The organism is Agrobacterium tumefaciens, from assembly GCF_009649785.1.
In the GTDB taxonomy this organism is placed as follows: Bacteria; Pseudomonadota; Alphaproteobacteria; order Rhizobiales; family Rhizobiaceae; genus Agrobacterium; species Agrobacterium tumefaciens.
In genome coordinates, this window is sequence record NZ_WJOK01000036.1 from 1 (window position 1) to 14130 (window position 14130).

At 58.6% G+C, this 14130-nt stretch carries 19 protein-coding genes; 10 read left to right on the plus strand and 9 right to left on the minus strand.

Annotation, left to right across the window (positions count from 1 at the left end; all coding sequences use genetic code 11):
* The coding region (locus GH784_RS25195) for a hypothetical protein (RefSeq protein ID WP_153793933.1) at positions 1-764 on the minus strand (764 nt) is incomplete at its 3' end.
* A 78-nt stretch (positions 765-842) separates the two neighbouring features.
* Positions 843-1301, minus strand: coding sequence for a MarR family winged helix-turn-helix transcriptional regulator (locus GH784_RS25200; RefSeq protein ID WP_065702690.1), 459 nt, complete (start codon positions 1299-1301; stop codon positions 843-845).
* 193 nt (positions 1302-1494) lie between these two features.
* Between GH784_RS25200 and GH784_RS25205 the strand changes: the two genes are divergently transcribed.
* The 3 genes from GH784_RS25205 (at position 1495) to GH784_RS25215 (ending at position 3118) form a co-directional block, all read left to right on the plus strand.
* On the plus strand, positions 1495-1917 hold the full coding sequence (locus tag GH784_RS25205) for an organic hydroperoxide resistance protein (protein ID WP_003511906.1): 423 nt from the start codon (positions 1495-1497) through the stop codon (positions 1915-1917).
* Between the two features lie 96 nt (positions 1918-2013).
* Positions 2014-2397: an MbcA/ParS/Xre antitoxin family protein gene (locus tag GH784_RS25210; protein ID WP_003511907.1), complete on the plus strand. Its 384-nt coding sequence runs from the start codon at positions 2014-2016 to the stop codon at positions 2395-2397.
* Entirely contained in the window at positions 2357-3118 is a 762-nt protein-coding gene (locus GH784_RS25215; protein ID WP_026330607.1) for an RES family NAD+ phosphorylase, read from the plus strand. Before GH784_RS25210 ends, GH784_RS25215 begins: the two co-directional genes overlap by 41 nt.
* 43 nt (positions 3119-3161) lie before the next feature.
* Here GH784_RS25215 and GH784_RS25220 read toward each other — a convergent pair whose 3' ends face one another.
* From GH784_RS25220 to GH784_RS25235, 4 genes are all read right to left on the minus strand, one after another.
* Entirely contained in the window at positions 3162-4676 is a 1515-nt protein-coding gene (locus tag GH784_RS25220; RefSeq protein ID WP_065702686.1) for an ABC-F family ATP-binding cassette domain-containing protein, read from the minus strand.
* 159 nt (positions 4677-4835) lie between these two features.
* Positions 4836-5024 (minus strand): hypothetical protein, encoded by a 189-nt coding sequence (locus tag GH784_RS25225; RefSeq protein ID WP_111796189.1) that lies wholly within the window; start codon positions 5022-5024, stop codon positions 4836-4838.
* A gap of 25 nt (positions 5025-5049) precedes the next feature.
* Positions 5050-5472, minus strand: a complete 423-nt coding sequence (locus GH784_RS25230) for a YciI family protein (protein ID WP_038490203.1) — start codon at positions 5470-5472, stop codon at positions 5050-5052.
* A 101-nt stretch (positions 5473-5573) separates the two neighbouring features.
* On the minus strand, positions 5574-6020 hold the full coding sequence (locus GH784_RS25235; RefSeq protein WP_019564141.1) for a MarR family winged helix-turn-helix transcriptional regulator: 447 nt from the start codon (positions 6018-6020) through the stop codon (positions 5574-5576).
* Between the two features lie 149 nt (positions 6021-6169).
* On the opposite strand from GH784_RS25235, the gene GH784_RS25240 reads away from it, so the two are divergent.
* From GH784_RS25240 to GH784_RS25250, 3 genes are all read left to right on the plus strand, one after another.
* Positions 6170-6898 (plus strand): DUF899 domain-containing protein, encoded by a 729-nt coding sequence (locus GH784_RS25240; protein ID WP_025592728.1) that lies wholly within the window; start codon positions 6170-6172, stop codon positions 6896-6898.
* Positions 6899-6924: 26 nt separating this feature from the next.
* Positions 6925-7413, plus strand: a complete 489-nt coding sequence (locus GH784_RS25245) for a DUF1579 domain-containing protein (protein WP_003511919.1) — start codon at positions 6925-6927, stop codon at positions 7411-7413.
* Between the two features lie 100 nt (positions 7414-7513).
* Positions 7514-8296, plus strand: coding sequence for a VOC family protein (locus GH784_RS25250; RefSeq protein ID WP_065702682.1), 783 nt, complete (start codon positions 7514-7516; stop codon positions 8294-8296).
* Between the two features lie 46 nt (positions 8297-8342).
* On the opposite strand, the gene GH784_RS25255 is transcribed toward GH784_RS25250, so the two are convergent.
* Positions 8343-9239, minus strand: a complete 897-nt coding sequence (locus GH784_RS25255) for a LysR family transcriptional regulator (protein WP_065702680.1) — start codon at positions 9237-9239, stop codon at positions 8343-8345.
* A gap of 122 nt (positions 9240-9361) precedes the next feature.
* Here GH784_RS25255 and GH784_RS25260 point away from each other — a divergent pair, with 122 nt between their 5' ends.
* Together GH784_RS25260 and GH784_RS25265 are read left to right on the plus strand one after the other, a co-directional pair.
* Positions 9362-10084, plus strand: a complete 723-nt coding sequence (locus GH784_RS25260) for an SDR family oxidoreductase (protein WP_065702678.1) — start codon at positions 9362-9364, stop codon at positions 10082-10084.
* 14 nt (positions 10085-10098) lie between these two features.
* Complete coding sequence (locus GH784_RS25265) at positions 10099-10449, plus strand: Atu4866 domain-containing protein (RefSeq protein WP_013635663.1); 351 nt, start codon at positions 10099-10101, stop codon at positions 10447-10449.
* A gap of 64 nt (positions 10450-10513) precedes the next feature.
* On the opposite strand, the gene GH784_RS25270 is transcribed toward GH784_RS25265, so the two are convergent.
* Entirely contained in the window at positions 10514-12076 is a 1563-nt protein-coding gene (locus GH784_RS25270) for a helicase HerA-like C-terminal domain-containing protein (RefSeq protein WP_013635664.1), read from the minus strand.
* Positions 12077-12387: 311 nt separating this feature from the next.
* Between GH784_RS25270 and GH784_RS25280 the strand changes: the two genes are divergently transcribed.
* Entirely contained in the window at positions 12388-12780 is a 393-nt protein-coding gene (locus tag GH784_RS25280) for a hypothetical protein (protein ID WP_065702676.1), read from the plus strand.
* A gap of 9 nt (positions 12781-12789) precedes the next feature.
* Here the strand turns inward: GH784_RS25280 and GH784_RS25285 are convergent, their stop codons facing one another.
* On the minus strand, positions 12790-13221 hold the full coding sequence (locus GH784_RS25285) for a winged helix-turn-helix transcriptional regulator (RefSeq protein ID WP_013635666.1): 432 nt from the start codon (positions 13219-13221) through the stop codon (positions 12790-12792).
* Positions 13222-13324: 103 nt separating this feature from the next.
* Here GH784_RS25285 and GH784_RS25290 point away from each other — a divergent pair, with 103 nt between their 5' ends.
* The gene (locus GH784_RS25290; protein ID WP_038490216.1) at positions 13325-14083 is read left to right on the plus strand and encodes an SDR family oxidoreductase; all 759 of its coding nucleotides are present in this window, start codon (positions 13325-13327) and stop codon (positions 14081-14083) included.
* Positions 14084-14130: the final 47 nt, after the last annotated feature.

Below are 14130 nucleotides of genomic sequence, written 5' to 3' on the forward strand. Positions count from 1 at the left end.
TTATCATAGTATATAACGCCTGGTGTCACGGATACTTGGCCGTTTTCTCCAAGTTTAAGAGCCATAGCGGAACCGAAAAATTCCTTCAAAGCTCTTTCGCTATAATACATATCTTGGCGTGATACTGCGCAGTAATAGCCATTGTTTGCTTTTCTGAGTGCTGCCAATTCGACGCGAGCCTCATAGGCGCGATCACTGGTGAAATGCTCGACCTGCTTTTTAACAACAGTTTCATCTTCGCCATTCGCGATGCGTTTTGCACCCCATTCAGCATACTGAGCATTATATTCTTCACGCGGCGGTACTATGATTTCGGGATCATAGCGTGGACTGGCTCTTGATGCTTGGATGATCAGGTTCGTTACGATGAACTCCGCATTTTCCGCGGTGCGCTCAATCGGATTGACGTAATAGGACGACATCATATTCGTGGCGGCGGCGTTCATGGCGCTCATCGTCGCCTGCGGAATGGCGGCGGAGACGGTTTCTTTTTTTGCGACGGTTTCCAGCTTTGCTTTGGTAGCCTGCGAAGCGAGCGTCGAAATCGTCTCAATGGCCTGCGAAGTTCTTTGCTGGCCTCCGGATACCATCGCGAGTATCGAGCTTGCGGCATCTTTGTCCGATATTTTTGTCACTGAAAAAGTTTGATTGAGAATGGTCAGCGCCGTTGAATTTGCAGAGATAAAAGCCATCGCCATGCCTTTTGAAATCTGCCGCAAAATGCCTTCATCGGCTTCTGGGGCTGGAACACAGCCATAAGTCATTTTAGCTGCATAAAATATAAATGCAACTTTATCGGGAAGTGGTTAACAGATGCTTTATGACCCCTGGTTTTTCAGGGGTTAACTCCTCGCAAGCCCATCTTTAAGCGCATTCACCTGGTCGCGCAGCTGCACCAGTTCCTCCAGCCCGCAGCCCGTGGCGTCGCCGATTGCCGCCATGATCTTCACGCCCTCCTTTTTGAGATCGGCGCCCTTGGGCGTTACGGCCACCAGCACCTGCCGCTCGTCAACAGTTCCGCGTTTGCGGGTGATCAGCCCGGCATGTTCCAGCCTTTTCAGCAACGGCGAAAGCGTGCCCGAATCGAGGCCCAGCATTTCACCGAGTGCCTTCACGGTGGAGGTTTCCTTTTCCCACAGGGCCATCATGACCAGATATTGCGGATAGGTCAGGCCGATCGGGTCCAGCAGCGGCTTATAGGCGCGGGTGAAAGCGTGCGCCGCGCCGTAAAGGGCAAAGCATATCTGCTGGTCCAGCCTCAGCAGGCTTTCCAAATTGGTGTCGTCGCTCTGTGCGCCCATTGTTCTGCTCCAAAAATCAACCGGGAAGGGAACAATCAGCCCTGCCTTTCGGTTCCTGCCACATGGATGCGCGGCGAAATTTCGTGAAATTATCGCAAAAAACAATTTTTTATTCAATGTGCAAAATTATATTGCGCACAATTGAATTGCGCATTATAAGAAACCCAACACCAACCCAACGGGAGTAAATGCCATGCCTATTCTCTACACGACCAAAGCATCCGCCACCGGTGGCCGCGCCGGCAACGCCAAGTCGGAAGACGGCGTGCTCGACGTAACGCTGACCGTTCCGAAGGAACTCGGCGGCGATGGCGCCCGCGGCACCAATCCGGAGCAGCTTTTCGCAGCCGGTTATTCCGCCTGCTTCCTCGGCGCCTTGAAGGCTGTCGCCGGCAAGCAGAAGGTAAAGATTCCTGAAGACACGACTGTGACGGCAACCGTTGGCATCGGTCCGCGCGAAGACGGCACCGGCTTCGGCATCGAAGTGTCGCTGAAGGTCAACATTCCCGGTCTTGAGCGCGAAAAGGCAGAAGAACTGGTAGCCGCCGCCCACATCGTGTGCCCTTACAGCCACGCCATGCGCACCTCTACGGAAGTGCCGGTCTCTGTGGCCTGATCCAGCAAGTTCCAGCAGCAAGGCCGGGTTAATCCCCGGCCTTCTTGTTTATGGAAAGAAAAGTGCTATATTCTTTCTAGGGAAAGGATATATGCCATGAATATTCACGCCAAGACCGCCATGGATCCTGCTTCGCAGGGCAGGGTCGTCACCAAGGCCGTTATGACCGCTGCCGAGCGGCTGGGCCTTAACGCGGCCCGCACCGCGGATATTCTCGGTGTTTCCGCCCCGACGGTGTCGCGCATGAAGCGGCTCGATTTCCTGCTGGAGCCGGGCGCCAAGTCTTTCGAGCTTGCGGTGCTGCTGATCCGGGTTTTCCGTTCGCTGGATGCAATCGCCGGCGGCGACGAGGCGGTAGCCAAAAACTGGCTGCGCAATCACAATACGGCGCTCAACGCCGTGCCTGCCGAGAGGCTCACCACCATTACCGGATTGATCGATGTCCTCTCCTATCTGGACGCCCGACGCGCTCCTGTCTGAAAAGCGCGCCGCATCGGGAAAATACTGGCGGCTGGTGGAAGCGCAGCATCAGGTTTCCACCATGAAGCTGGTTGATACGGTGGAGGAGCAATCGCTGCTGGAAGATATTCTGGAGGCGAGCAAGCGGCCATTTCCGCCGGAATGCGCCGGGCTCGATTATCTTCTTGCCACGCCCTTCCGGTATGGTGCGGCCTATCCACATGGCTCGCGTTTCCGCCGGGCTGGCTTTACCGAAGGCGTTTATTACGCCGCAGCCAAGGTGGAAACCGCGCTTGCCGAAATGGCATTCTACCGACTGCTGTTTTATGCGGAATCTCCCGGCACACCGCTGCCTGCCAATCCCGCCGACTATTCCGCCTTTGCCGCCCGTATCGCCACCGATGCGGCGCTGGACCTGACGCAACCGGAATTGAACCGGGACGAGGCGCTGTGGACCGACCTGCAGAATTACGAGCCATGCCAGGCGTTGGCCGAGCAGGCGCGTCTGGCGAAGATCGAGGCGATCCTCTACCGCTCGGTGCGCGATCCCGCAGGTGGCCTCAATATCGCGGTGCTGTCGCCGAAAGCCTTTGCCGAAAAAATGCCGGTGGAACGGATGAGCTGGCGCATCCGCCTGTCGAAGACCGGGGTGCAGGCACTGTGCGAATTTCCGATGCGCAGAACAGGGTTTGCGGTCGCGGATTTTTCCGGTGATCCACGCCTCGCCAGCCTGTTGGGCTGACGGGCGTTTCGCTTGTTTTTACTCTCAGCCCGTTTGACGGGCCTCATGCCGACGCGAAAAACGCTTCGGGATCGTCGACTTCCACCAGCCTGCGCTTGTCGATCAGCCAGAAACGTGTTCCGACCGCCCGCACGAAACTCCTGTCATGCGAGACGAAGACGCAACTGGCCGAACGGTTGATGATTTCCGCCTCAAGCGCTTCCTGCCCATCTATATCAAGATGGTTGGTGGGCTCGTCCAGCAGGTAGAAATTCGGTTCCGCCAACCGCAGCGCCAGCATGGCGAGCCGCGCCTTCTGGCCGCCGGAAAGCGTTGCGATGCGACGTTTCTGCATTTCCATGTCGATACCGGCACCCGCAAGCAGGCCGTGTATGCGCTGGTCGCCAATGTCGAATCGGCGCGTCATGAGCGCAAATGGCGTGCTGTCGTCGTCGATTTCGGCAAGCGACTGATCGACATATCCGGCCACCAGCGAAGGCGTGGTCTTTATGCCGTCCTGTATTTGGCCTTCATCCATCACCGCCGCTTTCAGAAGCGAGATCAGCCGCGTCTTGCCGACGCCGTTGCGGCCGAGAATGACGATGCGGTCGCCTTGGTGGACAAATTGCTGGCCGGTGCGAAACAGCAATGTCCCGTCCGGCGTCGAGACCGGCACATCCTCCAGAGTGACCAGAACCTTGGCATGGGTACCGCGATTGGCGAGCTGGATCTTGCCGGCGGAGCGCTCGCTATGTGCTGGGCGCGCATTCTCCTCCAGTTTCTCGGCACGCTGGCGCAATTGCTTGGTCTTGACAGTCAGAAGATCGCTGCCCGAATTGATGCCGATATTGTTGAGCTTGGCGGCCTGCCGGCGCAATTGCTGCGCGGTTTTCATGTCGCGCTGGAAACGCCGCTCATCGGCGGCATCCTCCTCTTCGAGTGCCGCACGCGCATGGCCGTAAGGCAGCCGGAACAGCGCCGAATTTTCCGGCCGCAGGAACAGCGTGGTCTTCGTGACATTGTCGAGAAAGGCGCGGTCATGGCTGACGATGACGACCGCCGTGTCGCGCGGCAATTGACCGAGCCAGCTTTCCAGCACGTTGATTTTTTCGAGGTCGAGATGGTTGGTCGGCTCATCGAGCAGGAGAACGTCAGGCTCGGTGATCCACGCCCGCGCCAGCATGGCAAGTCGCTGCCAGCCACCGCTCAGCTCTTTCAAATGGCGATGACGATAGGGTTCCGGCACCAGCATGGCATCAAAAATAATGTCGGCGCGCCAGCTCTCATTGTCGATCTCATCCACCGGCAGGGCGGAAAGCACGGCGTCCCGCATCGTCTTTTCCAGAAGTGGGGAGGGCAGGTGCTGGTGGACGATGGACTGCGTCAGCCCCCGCAACCGGGTGATATCACCGCTGGTAGCGTCCAGTTCACCGGCAAGGCAATTCAGCAGGGTGGATTTGCCGTGGCCATTCGCAGCGACGATGCCGATGCGGTCTCCGGCATTCACGGTGAGGCCAAGATTGGAGAAAAGCGGCTTTCCCAGAATGATTCCGAGGTTTCGAAGCGTGATAAGGGTCATGAAATTGTCTCTGGCAAAACGGATCTGTGACGAACCGTGGTCTGCGACAATGCAGTACGGGATATCGGTTCGAGGTGATCCGTCGTGAAAACATGCGCAACGGCAGACAAGCTGCATTCTGCGCGGCCTTTCGGGCAAACCAGAGTTTTGGTGTTCCGGTCAGCCCTGCAAACGCGTCTGCAGGGCAAAAAGGTGGCAGATCTGGCGGTTGCGCCAGAAGCAGGAAATATCCATGCGAAGCCTCCTTTCTTGATACGTGTTCAACCGTCCAACAATTAACAGCGGCAGGGGTTCGAGGCAATGGCTTTTGAAGAGGCGGGTGGTGCCGGAGAATACGGCGACCCGCATTCTCCAGCCCTCAAGCGCGGCGCCCTTACTGTTTTGCCACGCGCTCGCGCAGTTTTTCCACATGTTCGGCGATTTCAGGTGTCACCGCGTCGCCGAAATCCTCCATTTCGAACATCGGGCGGATTTCGATCTCGCTGCGCTCCAGCATCGGGTTGGGGCAACGCTTTACCCACTCCACGGCCTCATCCATGTCCTTCACCTTCCAGAGCCAGAAGCCGGCAACCAGCTCGTTGGTGTGCGGGAAGGGGCCGTCGATCACGCTGCGGCTGTCACCATCGAAAACAACTCTCTTGCCTTTGGAGGAGGGGTGGAGGCCATCACCGGAAAGCATGATGCCGGCATTGACCAGTTCCTCGTTGAACTTGCCCATGGCTTCCATCAGTTCGGTGGTCGGCATTATGCCATCCTCGCTGCTGCGGGTGGCCTTTACGAAAACGATAACACGCATGGTTTCCTCCCTTGTTGCGTCTTCCTCGTTAGTTTCGCCGTCCGGCGCGACGGGTAGATGACATTTTCACGGGTAAAAGTGGCAATATGCCGCTTTTCCCGTCAGCCGAGATCAATGAGGTCGCGGCGCAGCCGGTCGGGGTCGCCGCTGCCGATGCGGGCCTCGATTTCGGCGTGGGTCTGTTGCCAGATGGGGAAGGCGGCGGTGAGTACGGCCATGCCTTCCACCGTCAGCCGCAGCCGCTTGCCGCGCTTGTCCTTTGGGTCTTGCTCGATACTGACCAGCCCACGCCGCTCCAGTGGCTTCAGCGCTGCCGTCAGCGTCGTGCGGTCCATCGCCAGAAGATTGGCGACCGGCCCCATCGGCGGCGGCTCCGGCCGGTTGAGCGACATCAGCAGGGAAAATTGGCCGTTGTTGATGCCCACGGGCTTCAATGCGTTATCGAACAGCCGCGCCAGCGCCCGCGCCGCACGTTGCGCATGCAGGCAAAGACAGGAGTCCCGCACTAAAAGAGTTGCCGAAAAAGGAATCACACTGGTGTTTGACATGGACTATATATGTTGATATCAACGTAATTAGTCAAGCGGAACCTGTAGCCTTGCTGACGGTTTTCCTGGCTGTCAATGCAGACACAGGCGGCGCCCACCATGGAGGCGGAGCGTGCCATGGTGAAAGACGGATCCAAGGAGGAAAGATCATGTCTCATCCCGTCGTTTCTAATGAGGAGTGGCTTGCGGCCCGCCGCGATCTGCTGGTGAAGGAAAAGGAATTGACCCGCGCGCGCGACAGGCTGAACGAGGCGCGCCGCGCATTGCCATGGGAAGAGGTGACGAAAGATTATATTTTCGACGCGCCTTCAGGCCCGAAATCGCTGAAGGAACTCTTCGGCAATTGCAGCCAGCTCATCGTATACCACTTCATGCTGGCACCCGACTGGGAGGAGGGCTGCACCGGCTGTTCCTTTTTCGCCGACCATGTCGATGGTGCGATGGTTCACCTGAAGCACGGCGATGCGGGTTTCGTTGCGGTCTCGCGCGCACCGCTCGAAAAGATCGAGGCCTATAAAAAACGCATGGGCTGGAAATTCCCTTGGGTCTCGGCCAACGGCAGCGACTTCAACTATGATTATCAGGCCTCCTTCCGTGATGAGGATATCGAGAGCGGGGCGATCACCTACAATTACCGTGAGATCGAGCCGATGGGCGACCTGAAGGACCTGCACGGCGTCAGCATTTTCGCCAAGGGCGAGGACGGCAGGATTTACCATAGCTATTCCGCCTATGCCCGCGGCATGGAAGAGACGCTCGGTACACTGATGCTGCTCGATCTGGTGCCAAAAGGCCGTAATGAAGACGGTGTAATGGATTGGGTGCGCCGGCACGACCAGTACGAGGACGAGCCCAAGGCCGCGTCTTGCTGCCACTGAAATAGGACGAGGAGGAGGAGACGACAATGGAAAATGCCAAGCCGCAGAAGGAACACGCGTTCCTGGGCAGGATCGTCGGCGACTGGGTCATGACCGCCAGTTCCGGGCATGAGGGATACGATCCCGATGATCCCGCCCAGCGGTTCACCGAAACCGTCAGCTCCATCGGGGGGCTGTGGATCATCGGGCACGGCACCGGCAAGATGCCTGACGGGACGGAGATGACGGCTGTCATCACCGTGGGTTTCGACCCTGCCAAGGGCCATTTCGTCGGCACCTGGGTGGGGTCGATGATGACCAATCTCTGGGTCTACAAGGGCTGGCTGGAAGACGACGGCAAGACCCTGACACTCGAAGCGGAAGGACCGGCCTTTGACGGTTCCGGCCGCATCGATACCTATCGCGACGTGCTGGTGCTGCACGACGACAATAACCGCAGCTTTTCCGGCAGCGTCCGGCAGCCGGATGGCAGTTTCAAGACCTTCATGACATCGGAGTTCCAGCGCAAGGCGTGACGCCCCGCCGGAATTTGCCCGATCGCGCCGAATAATGCGCTGCCGCGTCCTGCGGCGGCCGATCGCCAGAAAAATGACGCCATAACCCCGGAGAGATTCAATGTCCGATACACACGGAAAATTCATATGGGTTGAACTGATGACGCCTGACATGGAGCAGGGTGCCCGCTTCTATGGTCATGTCGCCGGCTGGCAGACCAAGGATTTCGGTTCGCCGGAAATGCCCTATCTGGTGCTGGAGGCCGATGGTAAAGGCATGGGCGGCATCATGGAACTGACCGAAGAACACAAGAGCCAGGGCATTCCTCCCAACTGGACCGGTTATGTCGGCGTTGACGATGTGGACGCCACGGCAAAACTTTTCGCGGAAAAGGGCGGTTCGGTCAGGCGCCCGCCGCAGGATATCCCGGAGATCGGTCGTTTCGCCGTGGTGGCTGATCCTTCCGGTGCGGTTCTGTGCATCATGACGCCGCTGCCGATGGAAACCGGCGGTTTTCCGCAGGAGACGCAGAACCTGCCGGGTCACGTCGGCTGGTACGAACTTGCCACCAACAATGTCGACGACGCCATAGCCTTTTACGGTGAGGTCTTCGGCTGGACCAAGGACCATGATTTTGACATGGGCGCAGAAATGGGCCCGTATCGCATCTTCGCCCATAACGGCAAGGTCGTCGGCGGCATGATGAAATGTATGGCGGGTGCGCCCACCTGTTATTGGGGTTATTATTTCAACGTCGACGGCATCGATGACGCCATCACCCGGGTCAGCACCGGTGGCGGCAAGGTCGTCAACGGCCCGATGGAGGTTCCCGGCGAGAGCTGGATCGTCAATTGCCAGGACCCGCAGGGCGCATTCTTCTCGCTGCTGTCGCAGAAGAAGTAACCCTTCTGGGCTGACATACCGATCTGCCGGAGGTTACTCCGGCAGATTACCGGTTTCTCGGTAGCCGAACGTGATCGATAAAGGCGCGGAGCTTCGGCGCAAGATGACGTCGATTCGGATAATAGAGATAAAAACCCGCAAAAGTCGGAGAATGGTCCTCCAGCATGGAAACAAGCTGGCCGCTCTCCAGGTAGGGACGGAAGGTCTCTTCCATGCCGAATGTGATGCCGGCGCCGGCACAGGCCAGCTTTATCATCAACTGCATGTCGTTGGTGGTGAAGTCCGGCTGGACGGCGACCGCGAATTCCCGGCCGTTTTCGGCAAATTCCCACCGATATGGCGCCACGTCCGGACGAGGCCGCCAGCCGATACATTTGTGATGGATCAGTTCGCGCGGCTGCGTCGGTAAGGTGACGCGATCTCGATATTGCGGCGAACAGACGGCGAGCTGCCGCTGCGGCCCGGAAACCGGAACGGCAATCATATCCTGCGCGATCAGCTCCCCCAGACGCACGCCGGCATCGTAGTGTTCGGCGACGATATCGAATTCCTCATCCGTCACGACAATATCGAGTTGCACTTCCGGATGGATTTCAGCAAAGCGCGCCAGCAATGGCCCGGACAAGAAGCGCTCCGCTATCGAGGAAACGGCAAGCCGCAATTGCCCCCGAGGCATTCCACTCAGGGAAGAGGCGGCCTGTGTCGCTTGCATGAGGTTGCCGATGGATGGCGAAACATCGGCGTAAAGCTGTTGCCCCGCTTCCGTCAGGCTAACGCTGCGCGTTGTGCGCTGAACGAGCGCTATCCCCATCGTTTCTTCAAGCCTGCGGATGGTCTGGCTGACAGCTGACCGTGTTACGCCGAGCCTGTCCGCCGTAGCCCGAAAATTGCGTTCCTTGGCAACCATGCAGAAGGTGGAAAGCGCGTTGAGATCAACATTCATTGGTTAGTAAATCTATCCATGGAGGTTATCATTGAGGTAATTATCACGACAATGGCAAAGCTTTATCTTTCCTGCAACGGTCTCCTCTCGAAAAAGCGGGCCGTAAAGCCAAGGAGAAAGCCATGACATTGAACAAAGTTATTCTCATAACAGGTGCATCGAGCGGGATAGGTGAGGGTATCGCCAGAGAACTTGCCGCTGCAGGCGCGAAACTGGTTCTGGGTGCGCGCCGCATGGACCGTTTGCAGGCTTTGGCCGACGAACTGCGCCAAACGGGCGCTGAGGTTGTCGTGCATCCCCTTAACGTCACGGAAAGGCAGAGTGTCGAGGATTTTGCCGAGGCGGGACGCAAGGCGTTCGGACGGATCGACGTCATCGTCAACAATGCCGGCATCATGCCGCTATCGTTGATGTCGTCCCTCAAGGTCGATGAATGGGACCGCATGATCGACGTCAACATCAAGGGCGTACTTTATGGCGTCGCCGCCGTTCTGCCTGAGATGACCGCGCGTGCTTCCGGCCACATCGTCAACATCGCTTCCATCGGTGCACTGGCCGTTTCGCCCACGGCTGCCGTTTATTGCGCGACGAAATTTGCGGTGCGGGCGATTTCCGACGGGCTGCGACAGGAAAACCGCGACCTGCGGGTTACCTGCATTCACCCCGGCGTGGTGGAAAGCGAACTTGCCCACACCATCACCGATCCGGCCGCCGCGGAGTTGATGCAAAGCTACCGGGCCATAGCATTGAAGCCTGACGCCATTGGCCGCGCAGTCCGCTATGCCATCGAACAACCCGACGATGTGGACGTCAATGAAATCGTCGTCCGCCCGACCGCCGTATAGGGAGGATCGGGCCAATGAAGATTGTTTCGACATCGCTTGCCCTTGTACTCGCAACGGCCGCCGCCGATACCGGCCACCATCAGGAGGATCGTGCCGTGAAAGGGAATATGGACAAGATGGCCCAGACCGAAAGCCACCCCTATATCGGCATGTGGGTCACCGGCGACGGCCATATCCGTCAGGAGCTTTTGCCTGATGGCCGCTACGACGAGGCGCGCGGCCAACGCAAAAGCGCCTATCAGGGGCGTTACGAGGTGAGGGGCAACCATATCGACTATTGGGATGATACCGGCTTTACCGCCGATGGCGAGTTCATCGACGATGTGCTCTACCACGGCGGCATGATTTTCTATCGCGAGCCGTGAACCAACCGTCACGCTAACAGGATAAAAACCGCCCGGCTGATCAAGGCCGGGCGGTTTATCTGTTTTAACGCTTCAGGCTTCCCAGTATCCCGCGCACGATGGCGCGGCCCACGGATGTGGCAACCGAGCGGGCGGCGCTTTTCATTGCCGCCTCGATCACGGTTTCGCGCTGATAACCGCTCGTCTTGCGGGCGCCGGTGGTGGAGGCCTTTGTGGGTTCCTCGTCGCCGAAACCGGGCAGGCGCCAGCGTCCCGAGGCACTGTCGGACTGGCTGGAGGCATTTTCCTCTTCCGCGCGCTTGGCGGCTTCGGCTTCCGCAGCCTTCTGGGCGCGTGCGTTGAGGATTTCAAAGGCCGATTCCCGGTCCACGTCCCTGTCGTATTGACCGGCAAGCGGGCCGGTATCCATCAGCAATTTGCGCTCGGCGTCGGTGAGCGGCCCGACGCGGCCCGAGGGCGGCCGCACAAGGGTGCGCTCGACGATGGAGGGCGCGCCCTTGTCATGCAGGGTCGAAATCAGAGCCTCGCCCGTACCGAGCGTGGTGATGATGTCGGCTGTGTTGAAGGCGGGGTTCTGGCGGAACGTATCGGCTGCGGTGCGCACAGCCTTCTGCTCGCGCGGCGTATAGGCGCGAAGCGCATGCTGCACGCGGTTGCCCAGCTGGGCAAGAACGGTTTCCGGCACGTCCAGCGGGTTCTGCGTCACGAAGTAGACGCCCACACCCTTGGAGCGGATAAGCCGCACCACCTGCTCCACGCGCTCGACGAGCACCCTTGGCGCGTCGTTAAACAGCAGATGCGCCTCATCGAAAAAGAACACTAGACGCGGCTTTTCCGGGTCGCCCACTTCCGGCAGTTCCTCGAAGAGTTCGGAGAGCATCCACAACAGGAAGGTGGCGTAAAGGCGCGGGTTCATCATCAGCTTGTCGGCGGCGAGAACCGAAACCGTGCCACGCCCGTCCGTGCCGACGCGCATGATGTCGGCAATATTCAGCGCCGGCTCGCCGAAGAAGTTTGCGGCACCCTGCTGTTCGAGAACCAGCAGCCCGCGTTGCAGCGAACCGACAGAGGTCTTGGAAATCAGGCCGAACTGGCTGGACAGCGCACTAGCATTCTCGCCCATGTAGTTGAGCAGCGATTGCAGGTCTTTGAGATCGAGCAGCGGCAACCCGCCCTGATCGGCGATCTTGAAGGCGATGTTGAGCACGCCTTCCTGGGCTTCCGAAGCATCCATCAGTCGCGCCAGCAGCAGCGGGCCCATTTCGGCAATGGTGGCGCGCACGCGATGGCCTTTTTCACCGTAGAGATCCCAGAAGATCACCGGCGATTTGCCATAGGAAAAATCCGTGAAACCGATCTGTTCGGCACGTTTCTGCACCCAGTCCTTGGTTTCGCCCTGGGCGGCGATGCCGGAAAGGTCGCCCTTGATATCGGCGCAGAAAACGGGAACGCCGGCTTGCGAGAAACCTTCGGCAAGAACCTGCAGGGTCACGGTCTTGCCCGTGCCCGTTGCGCCGGTGATCAGGCCGTGGCGGTTGCCGAATTTCAGCTCCAGATATTCACCCTTGTTCAGGCTGTCGTCCGGATTGCGGCTGGTCCCGATATAGATCTGTCCGTCCTGCAACATCGACCATTTTCTCCTGCGACTGATGCATGCCCCTTAAATCGCGATCGATTTGAAGATGGTCATGTCCGAATTGAACTTTTACGGCACCCTCTGGCCGCTACTGCCAAAGCGGCCTTTTCATAGTATGGTTGTGATGATCTTATAAGGACAGTTTCAAGGCGCAACAACTGCTTGATGGCGATGAAGAAAAACCGCTTCATGAAAGTTGTCGCACCCGCCCGCCGCCCGCTTGAATGCGGCATGAGATTGTTTTACGTTGACGTTAACGTCAGTTATTCGGTGTTGGCGTCGTTTTTCAACAGGAGGCAAGAATGAACGAAGTCGTTGACCAGATCGCCGCAAAGGCGGGCATAGACCCTGCGCTGGCCGAAAAGGCTGTTGGCATGATTCTGGGTTTTCTCCAGCGCGAGGCGGCAGATGGTCCGATCGCCCGCATGATCGAAGCCATTCCGGGTGCCAGCGATCTCGTGGCACAGTATAATGGCGAGGGCGCTGCTGGCGGCGGTCTGCTGGGCGGATTGATGAGCGCGATCGGCGGCGGCGGCATCATGGGTCTCGGCCAGCAACTGATGAGCCAGGGCATCGGCATGAGCGAAATCACCACGCTCGCCAAGGAAACCATCGCCGTTGCTCGCCAGCACGCGGGCGATGAGACTGTCGATCAGGTGATCGCTTCGGTTCCGGGCCTCAGCCAGTTCGCGTAAGGCGACATTTTATTCAATAGCGGGGCGCGGCGGCTGTTCATTGAACCGGCGCCGCGCCTCTTCTATTTCCGCATGGTGGGTTTCCGCCCATATCCACACGCCGCAAAAGGCGCTGCCAAGGGTCTCTCCGAGAGACGTGAGGCCATAATCCACATGCGGTGGAATGACGGGGTGCACGGTGCGGCGCACCAGTCCGTCGCTTTCCATCTGCCTCAGCGTTTTCGTCAGCATCTTCTGGCTGATGGTGCCGACCAGCCTGCCGATCTGCGTAAAGCGAAGCGTGCCATGCTCTTCCAGCACCTCAAGGATCAGCATCGTCCATTTGTCTGCCACTTTCGCGATGATATCCTCAACCAGCGCCTCGATGACCGGATCGGTTTCCGTGGGCGGCGGAGACTTGCGCCTGTTCTCGATCATGGGATCGGCGGCATACCGTTTCATCTCACACTCTCCTTTGGGTAAGTATAATTCTTTTGGGTGCCTACTTACGAATGGAGAGTATAGCCGCTAATTTCCCGTCATCCAACAGGCAAAGGATTTTTCGATGAAAACGACAGGCAACACCATTCTCATCACCGGTGGCGGCTCCGGCATCGGCCGGGCGCTGGCGGAAGCGTTTCACCGGCTGGGCAACAAGGTCGTCATTTCCGGCCGCCGCCAGAATGTGCTGGATGAGGTAACGGCCGCCAATCCCGGCATGGCCGCGATGGTCATGGACGCGACCGACGCCGAAGGCATCCGCTCTTTCGCCGACAATCTCATCAAGACACATCCGACGCTCAACGCCGTCATCAACAATGCCGGCATCATGCGGCCGGAGGACATCTCCTCGGCCCCGGACTATCTGGATACGGCGGAGGAAACCATCGCCACCAACCTTCTGGCGCCCATTCGCCTGACGGCGGCGCTGCTGCCGCATTTCCTCAAGCAGCCTGAAGCGACAGTGCTCACGGTATCCTCCGGCTTGGCCTTCGTGCCCATGGTGGTCACCCCAACCTACAGCGCCACCAAATCGGCCATCCATGCCTACTCGGTCGCACTTCGCGAACAACTGAAAGAAACCTCGGTTGAGGTCATCGAAATCGTGCCGCCCTATGTGCAGACGACGCTGATGGGGGAAGGCCAGGCAAGCGACGAAAGAGCCATGCCGCTCGAGGCCTTCATTTCGGAAGTGATGGACATTCTCGGCGGTCGCCCGGATGAGAAGGAAGTGGTTGTGGAACGCTGCAAGCCGCTGCGTTTCGCCGCGCAGAACGGCAATTTCGATCAGGTGTTTTCGATGGTCAACGGCATGCATCCGTAAAGGCCCGGCCCTGTCTCGCACGCATCGCCTGTGATAGCGTGGCGCTC